The organism is Drancourtella sp. An57 (genome assembly GCF_002161525.1).
In the GTDB taxonomy this organism is placed as follows: domain Bacteria; phylum Bacillota; class Clostridia; order Lachnospirales; family Lachnospiraceae; genus Sellimonas; species Sellimonas catena.
Genome location: NZ_NFHY01000015.1, coordinates 33,527 through 56,290, shown reverse-complemented (window position 1 = coordinate 56,290; position 22,764 = coordinate 33,527). Strand labels below are relative to the sequence as shown.

General features: G+C 46.6%; 28 protein-coding genes and 2 tRNA genes. 4 read left to right on the top strand and 26 right to left on the bottom strand.

The genetic code is table 11. The features are described from left to right. Positions 1-6 precede the first annotated feature (6 nt). From B5G11_RS12475 to B5G11_RS12435, 10 genes are all read right to left on the bottom strand, one after another. The gene (locus B5G11_RS12475) at positions 7-2,139 is read right to left on the bottom strand and encodes a PcfJ domain-containing protein (RefSeq protein WP_087254219.1); all 2,133 of its coding nucleotides are present in this window, start codon (positions 2,137-2,139) and stop codon (positions 7-9) included. Positions 2,140-2,148: 9 nt separating this feature from the next. Beyond that, on the bottom strand, positions 2,149-2,634 hold the full coding sequence (locus B5G11_RS12470; protein ID WP_087254216.1) for a hypothetical protein: 486 nt from the start codon (positions 2,632-2,634) through the stop codon (positions 2,149-2,151). 30 nt (positions 2,635-2,664) lie between these two features. Further along, the gene (locus B5G11_RS12465; RefSeq protein ID WP_087254213.1) at positions 2,665-3,024 is read right to left on the bottom strand and encodes a hypothetical protein; all 360 of its coding nucleotides are present in this window, start codon (positions 3,022-3,024) and stop codon (positions 2,665-2,667) included. A gap of 1 nt (position 3,025) precedes the next feature. Further along, complete coding sequence (locus B5G11_RS12460) at positions 3,026-3,481, bottom strand: VRR-NUC domain-containing protein (RefSeq protein WP_087254210.1); 456 nt, start codon at positions 3,479-3,481, stop codon at positions 3,026-3,028. Next, a complete protein-coding gene (locus tag B5G11_RS12455) occupies positions 3,463-3,711 on the bottom strand; it encodes a hypothetical protein (RefSeq protein WP_087254207.1) in 249 nt (82 codons plus the stop codon). The genes B5G11_RS12460 and B5G11_RS12455 overlap by 19 nt, the downstream gene beginning before the upstream one ends. Next, a complete protein-coding gene (locus tag B5G11_RS12450) occupies positions 3,665-4,420 on the bottom strand; it encodes a hypothetical protein (RefSeq protein ID WP_144289699.1) in 756 nt (251 codons plus the stop codon). Before B5G11_RS12450 ends, B5G11_RS12455 begins: the two co-directional genes overlap by 47 nt. Positions 4,421-4,795: 375 nt before the next feature. After that, entirely contained in the window at positions 4,796-4,972 is a 177-nt protein-coding gene (locus tag B5G11_RS16380) for a hypothetical protein (RefSeq protein ID WP_158099283.1), read from the bottom strand. Between the two features lie 45 nt (positions 4,973-5,017). Further along, a complete protein-coding gene (locus tag B5G11_RS12445) occupies positions 5,018-5,293 on the bottom strand; it encodes a hypothetical protein (RefSeq protein ID WP_087254201.1) in 276 nt (91 codons plus the stop codon). After that, positions 5,275-5,475 carry a hypothetical protein gene (locus B5G11_RS12440; protein ID WP_087254198.1) on the bottom strand — a complete coding sequence of 67 codons (201 nt, stop codon included), beginning with the start codon at positions 5,473-5,475 and terminating at the stop codon, positions 5,275-5,277. Before B5G11_RS12440 ends, B5G11_RS12445 begins: the two co-directional genes overlap by 19 nt. A gap of 38 nt (positions 5,476-5,513) precedes the next feature. After that, positions 5,514-5,825, bottom strand: coding sequence for a hypothetical protein (locus tag B5G11_RS12435; protein ID WP_144289698.1), 312 nt, complete (start codon positions 5,823-5,825; stop codon positions 5,514-5,516). Positions 5,826-5,931: 106 nt separating this feature from the next. On the opposite strand from B5G11_RS12435, the gene B5G11_RS12430 reads away from it, so the two are divergent. Beyond that, a complete protein-coding gene (locus B5G11_RS12430; protein ID WP_087254190.1) occupies positions 5,932-6,255 on the top strand; it encodes a hypothetical protein in 324 nt (107 codons plus the stop codon). Here the strand turns inward: B5G11_RS12430 and B5G11_RS12425 are convergent. Together B5G11_RS12425 and B5G11_RS16375 are read right to left on the bottom strand one after the other, a co-directional pair. Then, complete coding sequence (locus tag B5G11_RS12425; protein ID WP_087254185.1) at positions 6,245-6,475, bottom strand: MW1434 family type I TA system toxin; 231 nt, start codon at positions 6,473-6,475, stop codon at positions 6,245-6,247. The two genes, B5G11_RS12430 and B5G11_RS12425, sit on opposite strands and share 11 nt — an antisense overlap. 15 nt (positions 6,476-6,490) lie before the next feature. Beyond that, positions 6,491-6,664 carry a hypothetical protein gene (locus B5G11_RS16375; protein ID WP_158099282.1) on the bottom strand — a complete coding sequence of 58 codons (174 nt, stop codon included), beginning with the start codon at positions 6,662-6,664 and terminating at the stop codon, positions 6,491-6,493. Between the two features lie 144 nt (positions 6,665-6,808). On the opposite strand from B5G11_RS16375, the gene B5G11_RS12420 reads away from it, so the two are divergent. From B5G11_RS12420 to B5G11_RS12410, 3 genes are all read left to right on the top strand, one after another. Further along, positions 6,809-7,165, top strand: a complete 357-nt coding sequence (locus B5G11_RS12420; protein ID WP_158099281.1) for a helix-turn-helix transcriptional regulator — start codon at positions 6,809-6,811, stop codon at positions 7,163-7,165. 325 nt (positions 7,166-7,490) lie between these two features. Continuing rightward, the gene (locus B5G11_RS12415; RefSeq protein WP_087254179.1) at positions 7,491-8,141 is read left to right on the top strand and encodes an Ltp family lipoprotein; all 651 of its coding nucleotides are present in this window, start codon (positions 7,491-7,493) and stop codon (positions 8,139-8,141) included. Positions 8,142-8,326: 185 nt separating this feature from the next. Then, the gene (locus B5G11_RS12410) at positions 8,327-9,436 is read left to right on the top strand and encodes a site-specific integrase (RefSeq protein WP_158099280.1); all 1,110 of its coding nucleotides are present in this window, start codon (positions 8,327-8,329) and stop codon (positions 9,434-9,436) included. A gap of 128 nt (positions 9,437-9,564) precedes the next feature. Here B5G11_RS12410 and B5G11_RS12405 read toward each other — a convergent pair. From B5G11_RS12405 to B5G11_RS12340, 14 genes are all read right to left on the bottom strand, one after another. After that, a tRNA-Leu gene (locus tag B5G11_RS12405) sits at positions 9,565-9,651 on the bottom strand. A 4-nt stretch (positions 9,652-9,655) separates the two neighbouring features. After that, positions 9,656-9,737, bottom strand: a tRNA-Tyr gene (locus tag B5G11_RS12400). 122 nt (positions 9,738-9,859) lie between these two features. Next, positions 9,860-11,578, bottom strand: a complete 1,719-nt coding sequence (locus B5G11_RS12395) for an LCP family protein (RefSeq protein ID WP_087254173.1) — start codon at positions 11,576-11,578, stop codon at positions 9,860-9,862. Between the two features lie 97 nt (positions 11,579-11,675). Continuing rightward, positions 11,676-13,724, bottom strand: coding sequence for a glycoside hydrolase family 13 protein (locus tag B5G11_RS12390; protein WP_087168866.1), 2,049 nt, complete (start codon positions 13,722-13,724; stop codon positions 11,676-11,678). A gap of 25 nt (positions 13,725-13,749) precedes the next feature. Further along, the gene (ftsH, locus tag B5G11_RS12385; RefSeq protein ID WP_087168826.1) at positions 13,750-15,612 is read right to left on the bottom strand and encodes an ATP-dependent zinc metalloprotease FtsH; all 1,863 of its coding nucleotides are present in this window, start codon (positions 15,610-15,612) and stop codon (positions 13,750-13,752) included. An 18-nt stretch (positions 15,613-15,630) separates the two neighbouring features. Further along, positions 15,631-16,158, bottom strand: a complete 528-nt coding sequence (gene hpt / locus B5G11_RS12380) for a hypoxanthine phosphoribosyltransferase (RefSeq protein WP_087168827.1) — start codon at positions 16,156-16,158, stop codon at positions 15,631-15,633. After that, positions 16,142-17,530, bottom strand: coding sequence for a tRNA lysidine(34) synthetase TilS (gene tilS / locus B5G11_RS12375; protein ID WP_087254170.1), 1,389 nt, complete (start codon positions 17,528-17,530; stop codon positions 16,142-16,144). The genes hpt and tilS overlap by 17 nt, the downstream gene beginning before the upstream one ends. 59 nt (positions 17,531-17,589) lie before the next feature. Beyond that, a complete protein-coding gene (locus B5G11_RS12370; RefSeq protein WP_087168828.1) occupies positions 17,590-18,984 on the bottom strand; it encodes a SpoIIE family protein phosphatase in 1,395 nt (464 codons plus the stop codon). Between the two features lie 114 nt (positions 18,985-19,098). Next, a complete protein-coding gene (locus tag B5G11_RS12365; protein WP_087168829.1) occupies positions 19,099-19,425 on the bottom strand; it encodes a septum formation initiator family protein in 327 nt (108 codons plus the stop codon). Positions 19,426-19,490: 65 nt separating this feature from the next. Further along, entirely contained in the window at positions 19,491-19,826 is a 336-nt protein-coding gene (gene yabQ, locus B5G11_RS12360; RefSeq protein WP_087168830.1) for a spore cortex biosynthesis protein YabQ, read from the bottom strand. Between the two features lie 10 nt (positions 19,827-19,836). After that, complete coding sequence (yabP, locus tag B5G11_RS12355; protein WP_242959055.1) at positions 19,837-20,145, bottom strand: sporulation protein YabP; 309 nt, start codon at positions 20,143-20,145, stop codon at positions 19,837-19,839. A 105-nt stretch (positions 20,146-20,250) separates the two neighbouring features. Further along, positions 20,251-20,505, bottom strand: coding sequence for an RNA-binding S4 domain-containing protein (locus B5G11_RS12350; RefSeq protein ID WP_118636889.1), 255 nt, complete (start codon positions 20,503-20,505; stop codon positions 20,251-20,253). A gap of 59 nt (positions 20,506-20,564) precedes the next feature. Then, entirely contained in the window at positions 20,565-20,840 is a 276-nt protein-coding gene (locus tag B5G11_RS12345; protein ID WP_087168832.1) for an HU family DNA-binding protein, read from the bottom strand. A gap of 187 nt (positions 20,841-21,027) precedes the next feature. Continuing rightward, positions 21,028-22,761, bottom strand: a complete 1,734-nt coding sequence (locus B5G11_RS12340) for a phospho-sugar mutase (RefSeq protein WP_087168833.1) — start codon at positions 22,759-22,761, stop codon at positions 21,028-21,030. Positions 22,762-22,764: the final 3 nt, after the last annotated feature.

Sequence of the window (22,764 nt, the reverse complement as noted above, 5' to 3'; positions counted from 1 at the left end):
TCCTCCTTACGCTATCGCTGCTGTCTCCATCTCTTCCGTCAATGTTCCTGTTTTCAGTTTCATCAGCCAGCCATCGAGCCATACCTGCATATTCTTCTCATCTGGTTTTTTGTCAAATTCTCCGTACCACTGGATGATCCTCGGATACTTGGCATCGACCTCTACCGTGATGTACGGGATCTCCGGCTCGTCTTTCAATCTCACCATCAGGATGTATGTTTGTCCAGTATTATGCCTGTTCAGATATCCGTCCCCGCCGACACAATGATGCAGGATTCTTCCTTCCATGACGATTTCCTCCGCCGATCTTGCCGGCCTGATGAGATAATTTTCGTCTTCGTAAAAATATTTCTTTCTGATGCTTCTGTAAGATTTCCGGATATCCGGATACTGCCTGGCCACTTCTCTGAGGCGTGCTTCTGCCTTTTCTTTGTTTATTTCCATGACCATTTTGTGATGTTCCTCGTCCAGATTTCTCGGGTACTGATATACCGTGTTGTTCAGGTCGTATCCCAGATCCTCTCGCATTTCCAGATAGTCCACATAGGTCGTGGCCACGTGCTGGATCCTTGCTTTGGCCCTGCTGCATTCGGTTCCATACTGGCATCCTGCATACTTCTCAATGCGATTAAGCAGTTTTTGTAATGTCATATATCTTGTAGCCCGCTCTACCTGCATACCGTTTAGTCCTGTTTCTGTCAGATGTTCTATCTGATCCTCCGTCCAGTTCTGTCCAAACCGCTTTTCCATCTGCATGACTTTCAGGGTCTCGACATCTCCCTTTTTCCGGATCAGCTGCTTTACCCTTTCTTTCCGGATTCCCAAAAATACATCCGGCCGGCTTGCATGCTCATTCTCCACAATTCCGTAATAGCATTTGACCAGGTTCTCTACTACTCCGATCAGCCCCATCTTGACCAGGACTTCGATCTGCGGTGTGTGGCTGTATCTTTCCAGATAGTCAATCGGATTGACATCTCCCACGCATTTTACATATTCCTGCAATGCGCTGTACTGGAACATGGTTCCTTCCATCTCTTCGTATGTTTCCGGCATGATCGGTGCCGCATTGATCGTAATGTTATTCATGCCGTACAAGTTGCAGTCATCCCAAAAATCTTCTCCCGAATACGGATTGTGTTTTTGGTAGTCAATCTGCATCTTTTTCCCCGGCTCAAAATAGGCCCTTGCAATTTCTACTCCGGATAGTTTTTCACAGGCATTATACATTTCCGTTCCTTTTTCCCCGCAGATAAGTCCAAGGATCCACGATTTCTCCACTTGCACATACCGCATGACCATTCCGTTTTCTTTGTACCGCTGCCCCAGGAACAAATGGATTTTCCTGCTGTGTTCTCCTTTCACTTTTCCCTGACATTTATACAGGCCACGGGCTCCGCACATCGGACAGGTGCCATACCTCCCCTCTCTCGGTTCTTCCGTCCATGTCTGGAACTGGCTCTCATACGAGATCCCGCTTTTCCACCTTGCGTCTGTCACGCCTCCGCATTTACTGCACGCTATCTTGGCCCAGCATCCATGCTTTTTGTAGTACAGATAATGCTCATTATGGAAATATAGATTGTCCGCCCTGTCCAGGATCTTTTTCTCCGGCAGTTCCTTTGTGTGTGCGATTCTATCTTTCAGTGCTTCCTGCCGGCGCTGATACTTTCTTCTCTCTGCCTTTCTCCTGACCTCTGTCGCAATGTCACTCTGTCTCCTGTCTATGTATTCCCACCATCCTTCTTCTCGCCACACTGTTGTCCCGCAGAATTTTTTAATCCTTTCCAGATCCTCCGGACTCTGAAGGATGTTTTCTTTTTCCATCTTCTCCCAGTACGACGAATCTCCGACACTATTCCAGATCAGCCTTCCATTGTTGTTGTTCCCTGACCGGACATACTGGCGTGTCCATTCTCCCGATTCCGGCCGGTATGTTCCAAAATCTTTCTTTGTGAGCACGATCCTCACCAGGGGAGTATCTTTTGGCTCTTTCTGATTCCGGTACACCTCGAGGAACAGATGCTTTTCGTGTCCCACGATCTTGATGCCTGTCACCCCGATGTATTTCACCTGTTTCTTCCTACTTACTTTCTCCAAACCAAAATATGGTATTTTTTCAATGGCTTTCTTTTTCATCTGCTCCGCCTACTTTCCCATGTAGTAATCTGTGATGATTTTCTTTGCCCTTGCCATCCCAGGGATCCCCAGTGTGACTCTCCCCGCTTTCACTCCTGCTTCTTTTAGGATGTCCTGTCCTACCGTGATCTGATTTGCAAAGGACCATTTCAGCAGAGCCGCAATGCATCCTTTCAGGCTCTTTCCCTTTTTCCGGACCTGATGTGCCAGGATCTCATTCTCCATGCACTGGCCTCTCAGGTATTCCACCCAGTCTTCCATGATTTCTTTCGGTTTCAGTTCTTCCGCTTCCACATCAATCTTTCCCAAGGCGGCTGTCAGCGGATCGCAGAGCACCGGGATGTCCCCCTGCAGGTACATCTCGACAAACTCCTGCATGATTCCGTTCTCCTTGGCCATTTTTTTCAGGCTCTCCTGGTCTCCCTCGTTAAACAGATTGTCCGCCAGTTCGTTAATCTCCTTGTATGAGTTCATTTCTCCAAATTTATCAAACATGGTTGCTCCTCCAATCTCAGACTCTTCTCTTTATCTCACCATTTTGCTCCATCTTCTCCGCATCGGCTTTCCGTGCATTTTTCTCCAGTTATTGGTCATTTCTTTCTGATCTCTGGACATTTTTTGATCAGCTTGGACATTTTCCGCTGCAATCATTATTGCTTTGAGCACTTCCGCCATTGCCTCTCCTGCTTTCACCGCTGCCTCTTCAAGGGCATACATGTTTCTGGTAATGTCACCTCCTGTTTCTCCCATGTCAATCCCGCACACTACAATCTTTTTACTTCTTTCTTCCAGTTCCGGATCCGGTGTCTCCTCCGTCTTCTCCTCCGGCTTCTCTTCCTGCTTTCCCTTCCGGATCCGATCCATGATTCTCTTCCAGATTCCCATTTTAATCCCACCTCCTTATCTGCAATATGGTTTCCGGCGCTTTGACATACTCTTCCAGTGCGTCAATCGCTTCATTCCCTCCGTAGCACACCAGTGCCAGATATCCACGGAGTGTCAGTTTTTCCAGCCACTCCTTTTGGCTTTTGCTTGTTCGGTTCTCCCCGACTTTCATCTCGATGTACAGACCGGCATATCCGGCGTGTGGGGCCGGCAGCACCAGGTCCGGCACTCCTGCCCGTACCCCCATCCTTTTCAGCTTGGCCGCCTCCGCCCTGTTCCTGCTCCCGCCGTTTGGCACATGGTAGAGCATTTCCAGATCCGGATACGCATTGCACATCAACTGCGCCCACCGGATCACTTTCTGCTGTTCTTCATCTTCGGATCCGGTGAGCTGGATCCGGCCGTCTGGTGTCTTTCTTTCCTTCACCCGGTAATTTCTCACTTCTTTCTCCTCCATTCGTTGATCATCTCTATCGTTTCGGTCCATTCTCTGGTAAAGTTTTCCTTTTCTTCCAGAGTCATGGTTTCCGCTGCCGTCTTCTGATATGTCGTTATGTGTTGTTTATTTAAAAAGTCCCGGAAGGACCTGCTGCTCCCGATCTCCCATTTTTCCCTGGCGATCCGGTATGCCTCTTCTGCATCATGATCCCATGCAATTTCTATGACTTCTTCCAGATGCTGTCGCAAGGTTCTTGCTGTTTTTCTTGGCACTTTTTCCACGGTCGGTCCTCCTCTCTTTAATTTCTACTTCTCCGGTCTCCAGATTCAGGATATACGTTTCTTCCGGCTCTCTTGCTCTGCCCGCCTTATGATCCGGTAACTTTACAAGCGTATAGGAAAAATACATATATCCTGTGACTTCATGCCAGGCTTCTTTGATGCTTTCTTTGTCCACGTACCATCCGGCCGGAACCTCAATCTTATGGCTGTATGCATTCCGTCCCCGGATCACTCGTTTTTCCGGTTCCGGGATGTGCAGATTGCGACTGCTGCAGTACCGCTTATTGATAAATCCCTGCTCCGTTTTCATGGTTTTGTCGGAGTATTTGATAAAATATCCAGCCAGTTTCCGGTACTGTCCGCTCTTGTCCAGCGGCTTAATGCTGATCCAACCTTTTTCCCATAGATCTCTTATGATGTGTGATATATTATTAATCCCGTTTATGACGATATGGATATGCGCCGCCCCTCTCTCTCCTTTTTCTGCTGTCCATATGTATTTCAGTTCCAGCCCTTCTTTCCGGTACCGCTTCCGCATCTTCCGCAGGAGTGTCCGGATGTCCCGGTTCAGCGTCTCCCGATCTGGCCGCTCCTCTTTCCGGTAGCTGAGTGTGAGGTAGTAGTCCTCTCCGGAAAAATTCGCATTCATCAATCGGGTGAGTTTCTTCTCGGCCATCCTCCTGTTCACCTGCCTCTGCGCTTCTGGAGTCCTGTTCTCTTTCTTTTTTCGGCTCCCTCCCTTCTGGTCAAATCTATATGAATAATAAAATTCATATTCCTTCGTCAATCCTGCCCTGCAGGTTGTCCTGATATAAGGCATTTCCTCTTCCCTCCCTGCCCCATCCGGTTCTTGAAATAATATCCTTATCGAGTCTTAAAGGGGATTGCTCTCCCCTTCCTTTTTCGTCCGTATCCGTGTGATTCCGGATGGTTGATTGTGTTTTCTTCTTTCTTATGCTATACTCAAGTTGTTCTGATATATGGCATACCCGCCCGCGAGTCACCCTCGGACTTCGGGCGGGTATCCTTATTTTTTATTCTTTTTGCGATCTCAGACAATTCGGTACCCGGTTCCTTTTTTCTCCGCTTCTCTTGCGGCATACTCTTCTACCTCCTGCTGTGATCCATACAGGCACCCGATATCTCCGTTGTCGTACCGGATAATCCAGAGAATCGGTTCTTCCGATTTTAATTTTTCTAATTTGATTTTTCCCTTTGAATCTGTCATAATAAAGTTGGTTATTTTTGTGAGTGCATATGTGGATTGCCGTCCCTATGCACTCTTTTTCATTTCCTGCTGCCATTTTCTTTTTCGTAGTTCCCGGATCCGGAGATACCTGTGCTCCCGGCACTGGACACAGCGGTACGCCATATAGCAGATTGCCATTGCTTCTCCGGAAATCAACATCCACAGTATAAACATGGTGAACGTCATGGATCCGTTGCTGTATCCACCTACTGTTGCGATCAGCACCATGAGCGCCGTACCACCAAGCAGTCCGAAAATGTCTTTCAGGATTGCGTATTTTCTCAGTTTTCTTCTGTGCATGGTTTCTCACCTCCTTTTGCTCTACGGGCCTCTTCGATGATCGGCCGAAGTTCTTTTAATTCCTTCCGGATCTGCTCTGCTTCCTCTGCATATTCTGGCTGCCAACTGACGCCGGAATGATCCATGATCCACATCAGCCTGTTGACCAACCTCATGTACCTGTTCATTTCTTTTACCGTCATCTTGACTCTCCTTTTCAATTGGTGACAATTTGTCACCGTTACGATACAACCTCTGTATAAAATCCCATTGCTTTGGCAATTTCCTGCGGATTATACGGTGGCACATGCTTCTTTCCGTTTTTGGACTTGAGCATGTCTCTGTAGTTGTAATAGTCCGTAAAAGCCAGGATATTCACCCGTTTCAGGTTGCCATCGCTTAAGATCCCGTAATTTCCGTATCGGTCTTTCTGATCTTCCATCTCCCGGACGATCGTTCTGACCGTCCGATCGCAGACATGGAACTGCTCCGCCAACTGCGGGATTGTAGCGATTGCGTTTCCGTGTAAGATTCGCATTGATGTTATGTTCACGCTTCATCCCTCCTTCTCTGTTAATCTCTTGTCATCCTCCATCCAATCTCCTATACTTGAAATACAGGCACCGCCATGCCGAGTACAAAAGAAAGGAGGATTCCTCATGCTTACAAAGGAAGCTAAAACTGTCCTATATCACATGTATAAAGAATACCTTGTGCGCCGTGATAATAAGGTTTCAAGAGCTCAAGCCAAAGATTTTGGCTCTGCCGAGTCGATCCGCGCTTTACTTTTCCCCGATTGGTCTCTTGACGATATCGAAGATGTACTTCGCGAACTTGATCGGAACGGCTTTGTAAATAACTTGTATGCTGACGATACAGTTTATCATTGTTCTATTTCTGATTCTGCCGTTGTCAAAATGGAGAACCAGAAAAGAGACGCCTTATTATCTGTCGCAGATTTTATTTCAAAATTTATTCCTTAATCACAGTCCAGTCGTCAGCCATCAGGTCATCTGCCGTTGGATTCCACCATCTACATGCTCTATCAATTCTTTCGCCTTTCATTACAAGTAATAAACAAGTATCATACGAATTGGTCGGACGGATTGCAGAATATGTGTCTGATTCTGTTTCTTTGGCAGATGCCCTGATAATCAAGGTATTTTTTTTCAAGGCTTCCCTTACAGCTTCATGTATGTACATCTTTACAGCCCCTTTCTATTTCACCTTTGCTTCTTCTTTTTCTCTTTCTTCGGTTTCTGCGCAGAGCGAATATCCTCTAATGATCCCCAGCACCTCCGCTTTTTTATTTTCCGGAAGCTTCTCGATCAATTTAATGAGTTCTTTCGCGTCCACTCTTGCTTCTTTTAACGTATTTCTTGTGTTTTTCAAATTTTCACCTCCAAATGTTTTGTTAAGCACATCTTATCACTTAAAAATGTGTTTGTCAATACTTTTTATCGTTTTCCCTTGTTCCTTTTGTGCTTTACAAACCTTTCTTTATGTGCTAATATGGTTTTGAGAGGAGGTGTTATTATGACAATCAGCGAACGTATCAGGATTTTGAGAAAAGAAAAACTAAAAATTACTCAAGAAGAATTCGGAGAACCGTTAGGATTGTCTAGAGCTAATATTGCGAATATAGAAGCTGGAAGAATATCTGTCACGGACAGGGTGCTTACATCTATTTGTCGTGAATTTAATGTAAATATTCTATGGTTGACGGATGGTAAAGGCGATATATTTACGACAACGCCAGAAAGCGTTGTTGATGAATTGGCAGAGGACTATCATCTTGATGATATAGACAAAAAAATTATCGAAAATTATTTGCAGCTGGATGATAACCAGAGGAAGGTTTTAAAAGATTATTTCAAAAAAATCTTTACATAAAGAAAAAGCCGGGGAGTTATTTCCCCGACCTTGCAAGATACTTCATTACATAATTAAGTATACGGTTTAAATATTTGATATCATCAATTTGTTTGACTGCATCAATTATGTGTTGTTTGTATTCCTCTTTGTTCATGTTACCCTCCCGACTGCAAAAACACTGATCGAAATTCCTTGAATTTAGAATAACACTTAACGAGGGATTTTTAAAGTACTTATCGAACATTTGTTCTATTTTGTTTTTGGGATGGTATAAATTGATATAATCGCACATGCGTTTATATAAATGGGTTTTCTCAATGTAGGGGTGGAAAGTGAGGAGAAAATGAAAAAAGAAAAGCAAAAGAAAAAAGGCGGTAAGTTGAAATGGATTCTTCTGATCGCAGTAGTCGTTATCATTGGTGCTGCTGCCATGGGCGGAGGAAGCGGAGACGACAGCTCATCCGGCAACACTCAAACGGCCGAAGGAAATGAGCCATCAACAGACACGTCATCCGAAAAAGAATCTCAAGAGCCTGACGTTCCTACCGAGTATCTCTCGGCATTAACAAAAGCGGAACAGTACAGTGAAACAATGAGCATGTCAAAGCAGGGCATTTACGATCAGCTTGTCTCCGAATATGGTGAACAGTTCAGCGCCGAAGCTGCACAGTATGCAATAGACAATATGGAGGCTGACTGGAACGCAAACGCTTTAGCAAAGGCAAAATCTTATAGCGACACTATGTATTTGTCAAAGCAGGGCATCTATGATCAGCTCGTTTCTGAAAACGGCGAAAAGTTTACTGCTGAAGAAGCGCAGTACGCTGTGGACAATCTCAAGGCTGATTATAATAAAAATGCTTTAGAAAAAGCGAAATCTTACCAGGAATCCATGAGCATGTCTCCGGAAGCTATCCGGGATCAGCTCACATCCGAATACGGTGAGAAATTTACTCAGGAAGAAGCAGATTATGCTATAGCTAATCTGAACTAATCTGATATCTTAAAATAGAAAACCGCCCTGGTGCGGCAACACCAGGACGGAATCACTTGCGAATCTCCGAAGAGATCACACCCACTAACAACTATATTGTATCATCTTCGGAGATGGCCCGCAATCGGAACATTCGTTCTGTGCTGGCCATTATTTTTATACTCAAATATAAAGGAGATGATGTTATGTGGGTTGAGAAAACCAAAGCAGGCAACTATAAGTTTGTCGAGCGGTACAAGGACTACATGACCGGAAAAGAGAAGAAAGTATCCGTCACCTTGGAGAAAAACAACGCTTCCGCCCGAAAACAGGCTGCGGAGATGCTGGCCGGAATTATTGCAGAGCGTCAGACTGCTCCGGCAACTCCGGAAGAGATCACTCTCAAAAAGCTGGTCACTGAGTACCTGGCCTATAAGGAACGGACTGTCAAGCTGTCCACTTACCGCAGAGATTACTATCAATGCCAAGCATTTTTGGCGATGCTTGGAGAGGATACGTTGGTCAACAATCTGAGTGCCAGCTACATTAAGAATCGGTTCATTTCGTCCGGCGAAGATAACAGCCGGCTGAATGAGCGCCGTGTCCGGCTTATGACTCTGCTTAACTGGGGATTTGAGAACGACTATATCAGAGATGTGGGATGGTTGCGGAAGTTCAAGCCGTTTCCGGATGATCCGCACAAGGTCAAGATCCAGGACAAGTATATGGAGGACTATGAGCTGGATGCCGTCCTGAATGCCATGGATCACGAGCGCTGGAAGCTATTCACGGAGTTCCTGGTACTGTCCGGTCTCCGGATCGGAGAGGCAGTCGCCCTAAATCGGGATGATATTGATTACGACAATCAGTGTATCCACGTCACCAAAACTTATGACGGCAACAACAAGGTTATTACCACTCCAAAATCATTCTGCTCGATCAGAGACGTGTATATGCAGCCGGAGCTGTTCCAGCTGTGCCGGAAGATCAACATCTATATCCGGAAAGAGAGTATCTTTCTGGGCTACCGATCTAAGCTGTTCTTCCCGAATGAGCGTGGGGGATGTGTCAATTACAACAGCTACAACAAGCAGCTGAAAAAAGTAACGCTGGAAGTCCTCGGCCGGAAGCTGACCGCCCACTCCCTCCGGCATACACACGCCTCCCTGCTGTTGGCAAGCGGAGTAACCATTGATGCGATCTCGAGACGGCTCGGCCACGAAAACAGCCGTGTGACAAGACGGATCTATCTGCACATCACGAAAAAGCTGAAAGAGCGTGACAATGACCAGATCCGGGATCTCAAGATCATTTAGATCGAGGGGGCAGAAAAGGGGCATAACCCATTCATTCCCTTATCTATCCCCTGCAAAGGGAAAAGGCGGAAAGCCTTGATTTTCCTAGACTTTTCCGCCTCTTATATATCCCTTGTTTTCATTCCAAATGCCGCAGACCGGAATCGAACCGGTACGGGAGGATAAGTCCCGCAGGATTTTAAGTCCTGTGCGTCTGCCAGTTCCGCCACTGCGGCAAAGTGGATGGAGGTGGATTCGAACCACCGAAAGCGTTGCTAACAGATTTACAGTCTGCCCCCTTTGGCCACTCGGGAATCCATCCTTATGATACAGGGTATCATGCCCTGCCAATAATTATTTATACCACATTCCAAAGAAAAACGCAAGGAAAATTTCCCTTGCGTTTTCTTTTGTATCATAAATCTTAATCGTAACCGTTGGTTATCAGGTTCCATCAGCCGTCTCAGAGCCTTCGATCATCTCTCCGGCCTCCACCTTGTTAATCATGTCCGCAATCTCGGCCACAGTGTCTTCATTCGGGATCGTCACATAAAGATACTGACTTCCGGTCGAATAGCACATCTCCTGACCGCCGATACCGTCGGCTGCCATCGAGTAGATCTGCCAGTCTGAGTGATCGCTGAGCTGCTGTTTGATCAGTGCCCGGATCTGTTTCATGGACATATTTGTCTCTACACTGTCGGCTGCCTCGTCAAGGATATCAGCCGCCTTTACGATCATGGATGGAGATACCATCTTTTTGATCATTGCGGTAATCAGTGCCTCCTGATTCTTTCCACGCTGATTGTCGCCGTCTACAAGCGCATGACGCTCTCTTGCAAACGCAAGTGCCTCCTGACCGTCCAGGTGATTCGTGCCTTCCTGAATTTCAACAACAGCTCCGGCGTCGGTGCCTGTTGTGAAGGCATATTCAGACTCTACGTCTACACCGCCCAGAATATCAATAATATTGATAAAGGAGGTAAAATTCAGTCTCGCATAGAACGGAATTGATACCTGATACAGCTCTTCCAGTGTATCAATCGAAACATCCACCCCGTAATTTCCTGCATGTGTCAGCTTATCCTTCATGCCGCCGGAAATACCCGGAATCTCCACATAGTAGTCTCGCGGAGTCGTTACCAGCAGAATCTGATGTGTTGTCGGGTTAACCGTGGCGATGATATTAACATCACTTCGGCTGGAATCCTCCACATTTCCGTAGATATCAATACCGCTGATATACACGGTAAACGGCTCTGACTGAACCGGAACATCCAGAGAAACATCCTGCGTCTCTTCTACTGTATATTCGTAAATCACCCTTGTATTGGAGCCGAAGCCTTCTGACGCTTTCTCCATCGTATTCTGATAGTTGGAATCATAAACAATGATATCGATCTCTTCATCCATCAGAGCCTGCGCCATCTCTTCCATATTATCAAACACTTCGGTATCGATGCTCTTTTTCAACTGCTTATTGATATTAGAAAGCGCTTTATCAGTGTTTTCTCCATCCGTTGCATACTGGATTCCAAACACATAATCTTCTGCATCGCTCAGCTCTTCTGCCTTGTCACTTTCTCTTACAACCGCAACCATCTTATGACTTTCCGATCCGCCGCCTGCAATGCTCAGGAGTGCCCCGCCGGTTTTATAAACATAAAAAGATCCGACAGCCAGAACAATCGTCATCAAAAAACTGAATACCTTGCCGACAATCTTGCCCTTTCCCCGTACAGCCAGCTGTGAAATCAATGTGATTCCAAGCAGTACCAGAAGTACTCCCGCGATTCCCAGAAGGTATTCCATAAGCAGAATATCCATCCAGCACAGAAGCCACAAGAATGCCAGAGATGCCGCAAGCTGAAATGCGAAAAATACCATACCTCTGGCTGCACCGGCGCGCTCGGCTTTTCGTTCTTTACGTCTTCCGATCTCCTTCAATCTTCTTGCCCGTTTTTCCTCCTCCGTAAGTCTGTCAGGAATCTTCCGTCTTGTCCCCTCTGTCTTTCGCTTTCTTGTCGTTGTACGTTCCTGTCCCTCATCCAAATTATAGTCTGAATCGGACTTCTTCTGACCGGATGCGTCCGCACGTCTTTTTTGCCGGCGTACCGGTCTGTTCTCTGGAAGCTTTCCGTTTCCACTCTCTTTCTGGACCATAGTTCTTTTATCCTTTCGTAGGTCTTTCCTGCGTCTGTTCGCACTTGTACTATTTTATAACTTTTACTACATCTATGCCGGTTTGTCAAGTTTTTGGCTAATATTCACGCTTTTTTAAAATTATTGCGGAATGTTTCCCCATATTAAGGACAATCTCGCCGTTTTCTATAATATACTCTTCAAACTCTGTTGTATATCCTTCATCATATGTATAGATCAGCCTTCTCATAAATCCCTGCATCGGAATCTCTGCCGGCCAGACCGGTACGCGGACTGTTGCCGCCTCGCTTCTGTTGTTCACGATAACAACAAACTGTCTTCTGTCATTGAAGCGCGCATAGGCAAGAATCCCTTCTTCCCAGGTCAGCATCTTGAGCGATCCTGTCCGGAATGCGCGGTAACGTTTGTGAATAGCGATAACTTCCTTGTGGAAAGCAATCATCTCTTTATCTTCATTTCCCCACGGGTATGTTCTCCGGTTGTCCGGATCTGTAAATCCGTATACCCCGGCCTCATCGCCATAATAGATTGTCGGCGCTCCTACCCAGGTCATCTGCATCACGACAGCTTCTCTCATGATAGCCGGATTCGTATAGATCTCTGCCGCTTCATGTCCCAGCTGGTCAACACGTCCCACCATATGATTCGTCCGTGTCAGGAAACGGGAATGGTCATGGTTTGACAGTTCATTCATTGCCGTCATAAGTGACGGAGTCGGCATTGCTGCCATATGGTGCGTGATGGAATTGATAAAATAATCCGCATTGTCACACAGATCCGGCCGGCTGAAATCGCTGTGCTTTTCCATACCGGTTAAAAACCAGGTCAGCGGTTCCATAAACGCATCGTAATTCATGACAGTATCCCATTCATCTCCCTGAAGCCATTCTTTCGGATCTCCATAGTGCTCCGCAAGAATAATCGCCTGCGGATTCGCACTTTTGACAGCCATCCGGAAGCGTTTCCAGAAATCGTGATTGTATTCCTTTGACATTCCAAGATCAGCCGCTACGTCCAGTCTCCATCCGTCCACATTATACGGCGGCGAAACCCATTTTTTCCCGATCCTGAGAATATAGTTTTCCAGTTTTACGGACTCTTCATAATTCAGCTTTGGCAACGTTTCATGACCCCACCAGCCGTCATAGTTTCCGTTATCCGGCCATGCGCCCGGATCTTCGTTATAAAACTTGAAGAAGTCCCGGTACGGGCTGTCCGCTGAAATGTATGCGCCCGGCTCATACGTTCCTTCTTTCAGGTAGATCTTTTCTCTGTCCATCCACTTGTTGAAGGATCCGCAGTGATTAAAAACTCCGTCAAGAATGACTTTCATGCCGCGTCTGTGAATCTCCTCGACCACATGGGCAAAAAACTGATTGCTTGCCTCCAGATTTGCCCTTCCGGCACTTCGTACCTGATATTTTGTCGCCTGACTGTTGTCCGCACACCCCTCCGGAAGGATCTCTCCGCCGTCTTTTACGATCCTGCCAAAGTGCGGATCAATATAATCATAATCCTGAATATCGTATTTGTGATTAGACGGCGAAACGAACAGCGGGTTAAAATATATGACTTCAACACCGAGCTCCTGCAGGTAGTCAAGCTTATCAAGCACTCCCTGAAGATCCCCGCCATAAAATTCACGGATCGCCATCGCCTTGGCCGGTTTCTGGTTCCAGTCTTCTACTTTCTCGGATCTGGCTCCAAGATAATAGTATTCCCCTGTCACAACATCATTATCCGGATCTCCATTATAAAAACGGTCCGTATAGATCTGATACATTACCGCCCCTTTTGCCCATTCCGGTGTGGAGAAGTTGGGAATCAACACAAACTCGTAGGTCTTCATCGGCTCTTCGACTACCCCGTAGCGGTTAAAATACACCACTTCTCCATCATTTCCCCGAATTTCAAAGTGATATTTCAAAGGCTCGTTTCCTATCTGAATACGGGTATTATAATAATCAAAAACTTCTGATGACTGCCCTTTTTCCATAGAAAAACAGGCCTCACTTGTGACCACTTTTACTTCCTGCACATCATCTTTCGCCGTTCGGAATCTTAAAATTATCTTCTGATTTTCTACCGGTTCCGGCGGGATGACATATACTCCCGTCCCATCACAAAATAATGCCTGTTTATTCATAAACATACTCCCTTTCTTCCCGTATCTACTCCGGCAGCATCTGTTCTTCCTGAGAGCTTTCTGTAAATAAACTTTCAAACTCTTCTCTGGAAATTTTTTCTTTTTCCAGAAGGAGAGATGCACACTTGTGTAATACGTCCATATGCTCATTTATTATTGTCTTTGCTTCTTCATAGCATTCATCAATAATTCGTTTCACTTCCTCATCAATCTTCCCTGCAACCGCTTCACCGTAGCCCCTTGTATGGGCAAGGTCTCTTCCTATGAAAACTTCGTCGCTGTCATTGTCATAATTGATCAAGCCGACCTCCTTTGACATGCCGAACTTGGTCACCATCGCTTTTGCGAGGCTTGTAGCCTGTTTAATATCCTGTGACGCTCCTGTCGTAATGTCATCGAAGATGATTTCTTCAGCCACCCGGCCTCCAAGGGAAACCGTGATGTCCTGAAGCATTTTCCCTTTTGTGTTGAACATTTCGTCCTTTTCCGGAAGCGGCATCGTATATCCTGCCGCACCGTTTCCTGTCGGAATGATGGAAACTGTATAGACCGGCCCAACATCCGGAAGGAGATGGAACAGGATCGCGTGTCCTGACTCATGGTAGGCCGTAATCCTCTTTTCCTTGTCTGAAATCACACGGCTCTTCTTCTCCGCGCCGATTCCGACTTTGACAAATGCCCGCCGGATATCCTCCTGTGTAATGTACATGCGGGCCTGCTTTGCCGCGTAAATCGCGCTTTCATTGAGCAGGTTTTCCAGATCCGCCCCGGTAAATCCGGCTGTCGTCTGCGCGATCTGCCGCAGATCAACGTCATCTCCGAGCGGCTTGGATCTTGCGTGTACGGCAAGAATCTCAAATCTTCCCTGTACATCCGGACGTCCTACGAGAACCTTTCTGTCAAATCGTCCCGGACGCAGGATTGCTGGATCCAGAATATCTACCCGGTTCGTCGCAGCCATGACAATGATGCCCTCATTGACTCCGAATCCGTCCATCTCCACAAGGAGCTGGTTCAGTGTCTGCTCTCTTTCGTCATGTCCGCCTCCCATACCGGTTCCTCTGCGTCTTGCAACAGCGTCAATCTCATCGATAAAAATAATACACGGTGCATGTTTCTTGGCATCTTCAAACAGATCTCTTACCCGGGATGCTCCGACTCCGACAAACATTTCCACAAAGTCTGAACCGGAAATCGTAAAGAACGGTACATCCGCCTCTCCGGCTACAGCCTTCGCAAGCAGTGTCTTACCTGTTCCCGGAGGTCCTTCCAGCAGTACTCCTTTCGGAATTCTCGCCCCTACCTGAATATATCTTTGAGGATTTTTCAGAAAATCCACAATTTCCTCAAGTTCCTCTTTTTCCTCTTTGAGTCCTGCCACATCATCGAATGTGACTTTTTTATCTTTATCCGTACTCATTCTGGCCCGGCTCTTTCCGAAATTCATTGCTTTGGCACCCGCTCCTCCGTCAGCTGCGCCGCTCTGTCTTCGCATAAATGCGAAAAGCAGGAAAATCGCGCCTACCATAATGATCGTTGGAAGAATCGATGTCAGAAATACATTTTCACCCGGTACTTCACTTAACTCACAGCTGATTCCTTCACTTTCCAGATAATTCTGTTCGTTCTGAACATTGGAAATATTGACATACCGGTATTCTCCGGAATCTTTCATCAAAAGTTCAACCTGACCCGTCGGAACTGCCTGATCCTGATAGATGACAGCGCTTTCCACCTGGTTCCCTTCGACGGCCTCATGGTATTCATCCAGCGTCAGCGTCCTGCTTCTCTGCTGTGACTGATTGGTTACCCAGAAAGCAAGGAAGATCAGCACGATGAATATCAGTACTGATACGCTGCCGAAGCCTCTGTTCTTTTTATTATTCAACCTTCCTTTTTCTCCTTTCTATTCTACTCCTTCGACCACTCCGATATACGGAAGGTTCCGGTACTTCTGGTCATAGTCAAGACCGTAGCCGACTACAAATTCATCCGGAATATTAAAGCCGACATAGTCAACGTGGACATCTTTCACACGGCGTTCCGGTTTGTCCAGAAGTGTACAGATATGCATGCTTTTCGGCCCTCTTTCATTCAAAATCTTCATCAAATGAAAAAGCGTGCGGCCGGAATCGATGATATCCTCCACAATAATCACATCTTTCCCCTCAAGCGGTTCATCCAGATCCTTTACGATCTTTACCACGCCGCTTGATTCCGTGCCTGATCCATAGCTGCTGACACTCATAAAATCCATGGAAACCGGAACTGTAATTCTCTTTGCAAGTTCACACATAAAAAAGACCCCGCCTTTCAGGACGCAGATCAGATGTACATGCTTTCCGGCATAATCTTCACTGATCTTCTTTCCAAGCTCCTCGATCCTTTGATTTACCTGCTCCTCCGGAACCAATACTTTAATTGTCTCTGCCATTTTTTTCTCCTCCGTAAATCTCTATTTGTACTATTTTTACTGTTCTTTCCGTAATCTGATACGCTTTATTCTGCCGGTACCCGACGATCCAGACGATCTCATTCCCGTCTGCAATCAGCGGAATTTCATCTCGTTTGCCGGCCGGAACCTTCTGATTAATAAAAAATTTCTTTAAAGTTTGACGCTTTCCGTCTGCGGTGACCGTAATATAGTCACCCTCCCGGCGTGTCCGCATGACAAGTCTGCCTTTTATTATATCATAATCAAACCATTTCGTGTAGGGGGTATCTGGCCACTTTTCGCCCTCCCGGCGGTCAAAGACCTGCATTTTAAACCCGATTTCCGTTTTTTTCTCCAGCTGTTCTCCCATCTTCTCTTTTTTCTGTATCAATACTCCTTCGTATGTCCGAAGTGCTCTGACTCCGTAAGGAAGTGATATGCTTCTCCCCGGCTGTTTTTCCATAAGCCCGTGGATATCCTGCACATGAACCGCCCGCAGATTTTTTTCACCTGCGCACACCTCGCAGAGTACAGAACGGATAACTTCCTCCCGGAACACCTTCGGAACTCTTTCCAGTTCCGCTTTCCGGATGAGCTTTCCGCCGTCTGTTTCCTTCACACATTCTTTAATATATGTTCCCGTTTCGGCTTCCATATATTCCCACAACTCAGACATTTTTTCCGCCATTCTGGAAATATGTTCTGCCGTTCCCGGATTGATCTCATTTAGTTCTTTCATGACTCTGTTGCGGATCCGGTTTCTTGTGTAAGCATCCTCCAGGTTGGTCGCGTCGATTCTCCACGGAATCCCCTGCTCTTTCAGCGCCGCCTCGATTTCTGCCTTTCCCACGCAGAGGAGGGGATGAATCAGTTCCTCGGAGACCGGGAGAATCCCCCGCATCCCCTTTACCCGGCTTCCCCTGCAGAGATTCATAATGACAGTCTCCGCGTTATCGTCCTGATGGTGGGCAAACGCGATTTTGTCCGCATGCTCTTCCACCATCACCTTTCGCATGGCTTCCCGGCGGACTTCCCGGCCCGCCTCCTCCTGGGAGCATTTTCTCTTTTCCGCCTCTTTTGCCACATCAATCCGGAACACACGGCATGGGACGTTCTGCTGCCTGCATAGTTCTTCCACAAACCGTTCGTCCGCGTCGGCCTCCTCTCCCCGCAGCATGTGATTGACGTGAACCGCTGTGACCCGGATTCCCATTGTCTTTTGCAGGCTCAAAAGTACAAAAAGCAGGCATACCGAATCAGCTCCTCCGGATATACCTGCAACTATATGTTCCCCTCGCTCTATCATATTCCATCGTCTTAGATAGGATTCCACTTTTTTCTGCAATCCTTCCCGTTTTTTCTCTTCAGCCACGTCGTTTTCTCCTGTATCTCTTTTTCTTCATCTTATATAATAATTCCGTAAAAAGCAAGTTATATTCTCCAGATTCCCACAACCAGCACGGTCATGTCGTCCATCGGCTCTTCCCCCGTCCACTCCAGCACCTGTTCCAGGATGTGGTGCGCCATTTCTTTCGGATTGTTCAGGCTTGTTCCTCGGATGATAGTGTCCAGAAGAAATTCCTGCTCCCCTACCGGAAGCGCATCCATGATGCCGTCTGTAATCATAATGACGAAATCCCCGCTCTGCAAATGCTTATGTACGCTCTGGATTTCCAGATCCTGAATCACCCCGAGGGGAAGATTGGTAGAGCAGATCCTCTCCACTCCATTTTGATGGCGGATAAAAGTTGTGGACGCCCCTGCTTTTAAAATATCCACGGTCCCCTCATACAGATCGAAAATACTGATGTCAATGGTGGAAAAACGGATCTCCTCCCGGCCGATCACCAGCGCCGTATTCATCATCTCCAGAGCTGTCCGCGCCGGAAATCCCGCCTCCAGAAGTTCCTCCAGCATATCCACTACCATGGCGCTCTCCCGGTATGCCTCCTCTCCGGAACCCATGCCGTCAGAAAGAACCGCTCCCTGTTTTCCTGCCGGAAGCTCCATCATGGAAAAGCTGTCCCCGGAAATATCCGCGCACCCCTTTCCGATCTTTGCCACTCCCTGAAGCGTATAGTAGTGCTGCATCTCCAGGAAAACAATGGTCGCATACTCCTGCCCCAGCGATCTTCTCTCGTCTTTTGCCGGCTCCATGATCCGTCCGGTGCAGGCCGACAGCACCCGTGCCAGTTCTTTCGTGCTGACGCACTGTCCTTTCCCCGCCTTTGCGGTCAGATGGATTTCATATCTTCCCTGCGGTGTCATCAAAAAGACCATGCTCAGTATCCGCATATTCTCGTTTTTCAGCTTTGTCCTGATCCGCTTTTCCAGACGCTCATCCGAAAAAATGCTCGCGTCCAGCTCCCTTGTCGCATGCCGGATCAGTCGCGCAAAGGCGTCCAGTTCCACCGCGCATCCTTCTCTGCTCTGTACAATACGATTGGTCCAGAACATCGCCTGCTTGGCATCCTGAAATGTTTCCATCGTCTCACGTAGAAACCGCGGCGCCAGGATACAGTATCTTTGAAGCCTCTTTTTCAGATCCATATTCAGTTCCGCTCCGTATTCATCCGCAGTTTTTAAAATTTCATATACCATCTGATGCGTCCGCACCCTGTTTTCTCCCAGACACCAGGACCGGTTTTCACAGTTTCTGCACACGTTCTCAGATACCCTGGAAAACATTTCTTCCACCTCGCCGGAGGTAAACTGCCCTTTCCTTTCTTCCATTCTGAAAAACGTATCCGCCAGATGCTCCAGCGATCTCCCGAATTTCTCCATCTGCTCCACATAAGGATTCATCATACAACTCTTCTTTTCCATCTTCTGCCCCTTCTTATATCTGTATCGTGAAAAGACTTTGCCTGAATAGAATAAAAAACAGCTTCGGGAAATCAGTCTTTCCCAAAGCTATCTTCTGTGTGCAATGTCATATCATTATTCCTCAGCTTTAAAGAGAATTTCATTCTCCTTTACCATGCCGAGCTTGTCTCTGGCCGTATCTTCGACGTACTCATCCGTCCCTACATATTCTTTGTACTCTTCGATCTCTTCTGTGCGCTGCTTCTCTGCCTTCTTCTCTTTTTCCAGCTCTGTGATCTGCGCATTTTTGTCTTGCAGTTCAGCTCCGAGCGAAATGCTGTGCACGGTCGTCACCGCCGTAAGCACAAGCAGAATACAGGATATAAATACAACGCTTCCTTTATATCTGGAAAACCGCGGTCCCTTCTGAGACGTGCGTGTTTTTTTCTTAAAAATCTTCATCTTTACCTCACCGTAGATTCAGGTTGTTCCAGGTTATACATATAATAGTATCCTTTTTCCCACGATTAATCAACTCTTTTTCCGTGTTTTCCAGTTTTTTTCTCAAAAATCTTTCCGCAGAACTTGCCGGTTTTTGACAAAACCGCAAAAAAGGCGACTGCTCCTGCCACAGTTCCCGCGATAAAGTACCACCGGATTTCTCCGGAACTTGTCTGAAAGATTTCGCCAAACAGATAGAATCCGCAAAACAGCCAGTACAGAAAATCTTCGGCGGAAACGACAATAGAATGATGCCGGATAATCCTCCGGAAAAGACGCAGCACCTCATATACCCCACAGAGGAACATCCCTGAAAAAAATGCTCTTAAAAATGCATCCGCCTCGACTCCCAGCCCGCTCATCGCCCGCCTCCTAATGGAACAGGCGCGCAAGAAATTTTCCGCCCTGTTTGGTCGTCTGTTTCATATCTGAATATGTAATGCTGTCAATATTTCCGGAAAGGTCGACTTCTCCCTTTTCCAGACTGAGCCGGTTGACATGGAGGTCGCTCCCTTTCACCATCATCATCCCCTGTTCTGTCTCCAGGAGAATCTCATTCAGATCAAAGGACAGGACATCCAGCACTCCGGTCACAAGACTTGTCTTTCTGTTATTGACAACCAGTTTGTGTGCTTTCCGGACCTGTGCCTCTTCTGTAACGCTCATCATACTGCTGCTCATCATCATCTTCTCTCAACCTCTCTTTCGTTGTCAGCCTGTCTGCTTCTTCCAACGTGCTTCTGAGATATACTATGAATCCGCGCCCGCCTTTATTCCTTTTCTGAATTAAATATAACGGAAAAGCTCTTTTGCCTCTTCCTTCTTCGTCGTATCCTGAATATCCAGTACTTCCGCCTTTACTGCTTTCGTGCCGAACTGAATCTCGATCACGTCACCTTTTTTTACCTTTGTAGATGCCTTCGCCGGCTTGCCGTTTACCGTAACTCTGCCCGCGTCGCACGCTTCATTTGCAACGGTGCGCCGTTTGATCAGACGTGAAACTTTTAAAAATTTGTCCAGTCTCATAACTGCCTCCTGTATCTTTAATATAGTAACAAAATAGAGGGCCTGACAGCCCTCTATTTCCGTTCATAAATATCTTATGCGTTGATTGCGTCTTTTAATGCTTTTCCAGCTTTGAATTTAGGAGCTTTGCAAGCTTCGATCTTCATAGTCTTTCCTGTCTGAGGATTTCTTCCTTCTCTTGCTGCTCTTTCGCTTACTTCAAAAGTACCAAATCCTACTAACTGGATCTTTCCGCCAGCTTTTAACTCGTCTGTTACAACGTCGATGAATGCTTTTAATGCTTTTTCAGAATCTTTTTTGGAAATTTCTGCCTTTTCTGCCACTGCTGCGATTAATTCTGTTTTGTTCATAAATACTTATCCTCCTATTTTCCCGTTATAAAAGTATCTTTCTGATCTCTTATGATCTAACTTTCCAAACCCTTGATTTTCGTGGGCTATCTTCATTAAAAGTTATAACGGTTTCTTGTATATTTGTCAAGTGAATTATAGTGCTGCGCCCCTGTTTTCCGCAGGTTTCACAAAGTTTTCTGATATTTTAAAGCATATTGTCGATCATTTCCAGAACAGCTTTCCCAAGAGCCTCTGACTTGGCATCTGCGTCCTCAAGAGAAGTGCCCTTGATGCCATAGTAGAACTTCACTTTCGGCTCTGTTCCGGATGGTCTTACGCAAAGCCATGCGTCGTCTGTCAGATCGTAGTAGAGAACATTGGACTTCGGAAGTCCTGTTGCTGTCACTTCGCCTGTTGCCAGATCTTTGATCGTATCTGCGTTGTAATCACGGGCTTTTAATACCTGGTATTCTCCCACTTTGACCGGAGGATTATTCCTCAGCGTCTCAAGAATCGCCTGGATCTTTTCCAGTCCTTCGATTCCTTTCATTGTGATGGACTGGATGCTGTCCTTGTAGTAGCCGTATTTGTTATACATATCGATCATGGCATCCCACAGTGTCTTGCCCTGTGTCTTATAGTAAGCCGCTGCCTCGCACAGTGCCATGGTTGCTACAATCGCGTCTTTATCTCTTGCATGGGTTCCGATCAGACATCCGTAGCTTTCTTCAAAGCCGAATACATACTCGCCCTTTCCTGTCGTTTCAAATCCGAGAATCTGCTGTCCGATGTACTTGAATCCTGTCAGAACTTCGATCAGTCTGAGGCCGTATGACTTTGCAATGGCGTCTGCCATATTGGTCGTAACGATCGTCTTGATCAGACAGCCGTCCTCCGGCAGTCCTTTTAACGCCTGTCTCTGACTGATCTCATATTCAGCAAGAAGGCATCCGGACATATTTCCTGTCAGCACCTTATACTCGCCGGACTTCGTATCTTTTACATAAACACCAAGACGGTCAGCATCCGGATCTGTCGCAAGAACAAGATCTGCGTCCACTTCCTTTGCCAGTTTCAGTCCGAGTTCAAATGCCTCTTCTGATTCCGGATTCGGGTAGGATACCGTCGGGAATTCGCCGTCCGGCAGCTCCTGCTCTTTTACTACATATACATTTTCAAATCCGAGCTCTTTTAATACTCTTCTTGCAGGGATATTTCCTGTACCGTGAAGAGGGGAATATACGATCTTGAGCTCTTTGCCGACCTGATCAATGGCATCCTGATGCAGTACCTGTTTTTTCAGCTCTGCGATATAAGCATCGTCAATCGCCGCTCCGATGACTTCGTAAAGGCCTGCTTCTTTGGCAGCCTCTTTGTCCATCGTCTTAACAGTGGCAAAATCTGTCACTGCCTTTACCTCGTCCATGATACCTTTGTCGTGAGGAGGTGTAATCTGCGCGCCGTCCTCCCAGTATACTTTATATCCGTTGTATTCCGGCGGGTTATGGCTTGCTGTGATATTGATTCCGGCAATGCATCCTAACTTTCTCACCGCGAATGAAAGCTCCGGAGTCGGTCTGAGACTTTCAAATACATAAGCCTTGATTCCGTTTGCCGCAAGGCAGAGCGCTGCTTCATCCGCAAATTCCGGGGACATCCGTCTGGAATCGTATGCAATCGCAACGCCCTGTGCCTGCGCACCTTTTCCGGCGATGTAGTTTGCCAGTCCCTGGGTTGCCTTACGTACCGTATAGATATTCATACGGTTCGTTCCTGCACCGATGACTCCACGGAGTCCTGCTGTACCGAACTCCAGATCCTTATAAAAACGGTCTTCGATTTCTTTTTCATTGGATTCGATCTCTTTTAACTCTGCTTTTGTCTCAGCGTCAAAGTATGTACTTGTCAACCATTCATCGTATTTTTCACGATATCCCATATC

Bases quoted from the DNA above. Each gene is read 5' to 3' on its own strand.
- B5G11_RS12365 (WP_087168829.1), bottom strand. From the start codon at position 19,425: ATGAAGATTTTTAAGAAAAAAACACGCACGTCTCAGAAGGGACCGCGG.
- B5G11_RS12370 (WP_087168828.1), bottom strand. From the start codon at position 18,984: ATGGAAAAGAAGAGTTGTATGATGAATCCTTATGTGGAGCAGATGGAG.
- B5G11_RS12410 (WP_158099280.1), top strand. From the start codon at position 8,327: ATGTGGGTTGAGAAAACCAAAGCAGGCAACTATAAGTTTGTCGAGCGG.
- B5G11_RS12450 (WP_144289699.1), bottom strand. From the start codon at position 4,420: ATGGCCGAGAAGAAACTCACCCGATTGATGAATGCGAATTTTTCCGGA.
- hpt (WP_087168827.1), bottom strand. From the start codon at position 16,158: ATGGCAGAGACAATTAAAGTATTGGTTCCGGAGGAGCAGGTAAATCAA.
- B5G11_RS12445 (WP_087254201.1), bottom strand. From the start codon at position 5,293: ATGCACAGAAGAAAACTGAGAAAATACGCAATCCTGAAAGACATTTTC.
- B5G11_RS12390 (WP_087168866.1), bottom strand. From the start codon at position 13,724: ATGAATAAACAGGCATTATTTTGTGATGGGACGGGAGTATATGTCATC.
- B5G11_RS12460 (WP_087254210.1), bottom strand. From the start codon at position 3,481: ATGGAGGAGAAAGAAGTGAGAAATTACCGGGTGAAGGAAAGAAAGACA.
- B5G11_RS12425 (WP_087254185.1), bottom strand. From the start codon at position 6,475: ATGTACATACATGAAGCTGTAAGGGAAGCCTTGAAAAAAAATACCTTG.
- B5G11_RS12470 (WP_087254216.1), bottom strand. From the start codon at position 2,634: ATGTTTGATAAATTTGGAGAAATGAACTCATACAAGGAGATTAACGAA.
- B5G11_RS12465 (WP_087254213.1), bottom strand. From the start codon at position 3,024: ATGGGAATCTGGAAGAGAATCATGGATCGGATCCGGAAGGGAAAGCAG.
- B5G11_RS12415 (WP_087254179.1), top strand. From the start codon at position 7,491: ATGAAAAAAGAAAAGCAAAAGAAAAAAGGCGGTAAGTTGAAATGGATT.
- B5G11_RS12420 (WP_158099281.1), top strand. From the start codon at position 6,809: ATGACAATCAGCGAACGTATCAGGATTTTGAGAAAAGAAAAACTAAAA.
- B5G11_RS12395 (WP_087254173.1), bottom strand. From the start codon at position 11,578: ATGGTCCAGAAAGAGAGTGGAAACGGAAAGCTTCCAGAGAACAGACCG.
- B5G11_RS12430 (WP_087254190.1), top strand. From the start codon at position 5,932: ATGCTTACAAAGGAAGCTAAAACTGTCCTATATCACATGTATAAAGAA.
- B5G11_RS12475 (WP_087254219.1), bottom strand. From the start codon at position 2,139: ATGAAAAAGAAAGCCATTGAAAAAATACCATATTTTGGTTTGGAGAAA.
- B5G11_RS12345 (WP_087168832.1), bottom strand. From the start codon at position 20,840: ATGAACAAAACAGAATTAATCGCAGCAGTGGCAGAAAAGGCAGAAATT.
- B5G11_RS12340 (WP_087168833.1), bottom strand. From the start codon at position 22,761: ATGGGATATCGTGAAAAATACGATGAATGGTTGACAAGTACATACTTT.
- B5G11_RS16380 (WP_158099283.1), bottom strand. From the start codon at position 4,972: ATGACAGATTCAAAGGGAAAAATCAAATTAGAAAAATTAAAATCGGAA.
- yabP (WP_242959055.1), bottom strand. From the start codon at position 20,145: ATGAGCAGCAGTATGATGAGCGTTACAGAAGAGGCACAGGTCCGGAAA.
- B5G11_RS12440 (WP_087254198.1), bottom strand. From the start codon at position 5,475: ATGACGGTAAAAGAAATGAACAGGTACATGAGGTTGGTCAACAGGCTG.
- yabQ (WP_087168830.1), bottom strand. From the start codon at position 19,826: ATGAGCGGGCTGGGAGTCGAGGCGGATGCATTTTTAAGAGCATTTTTT.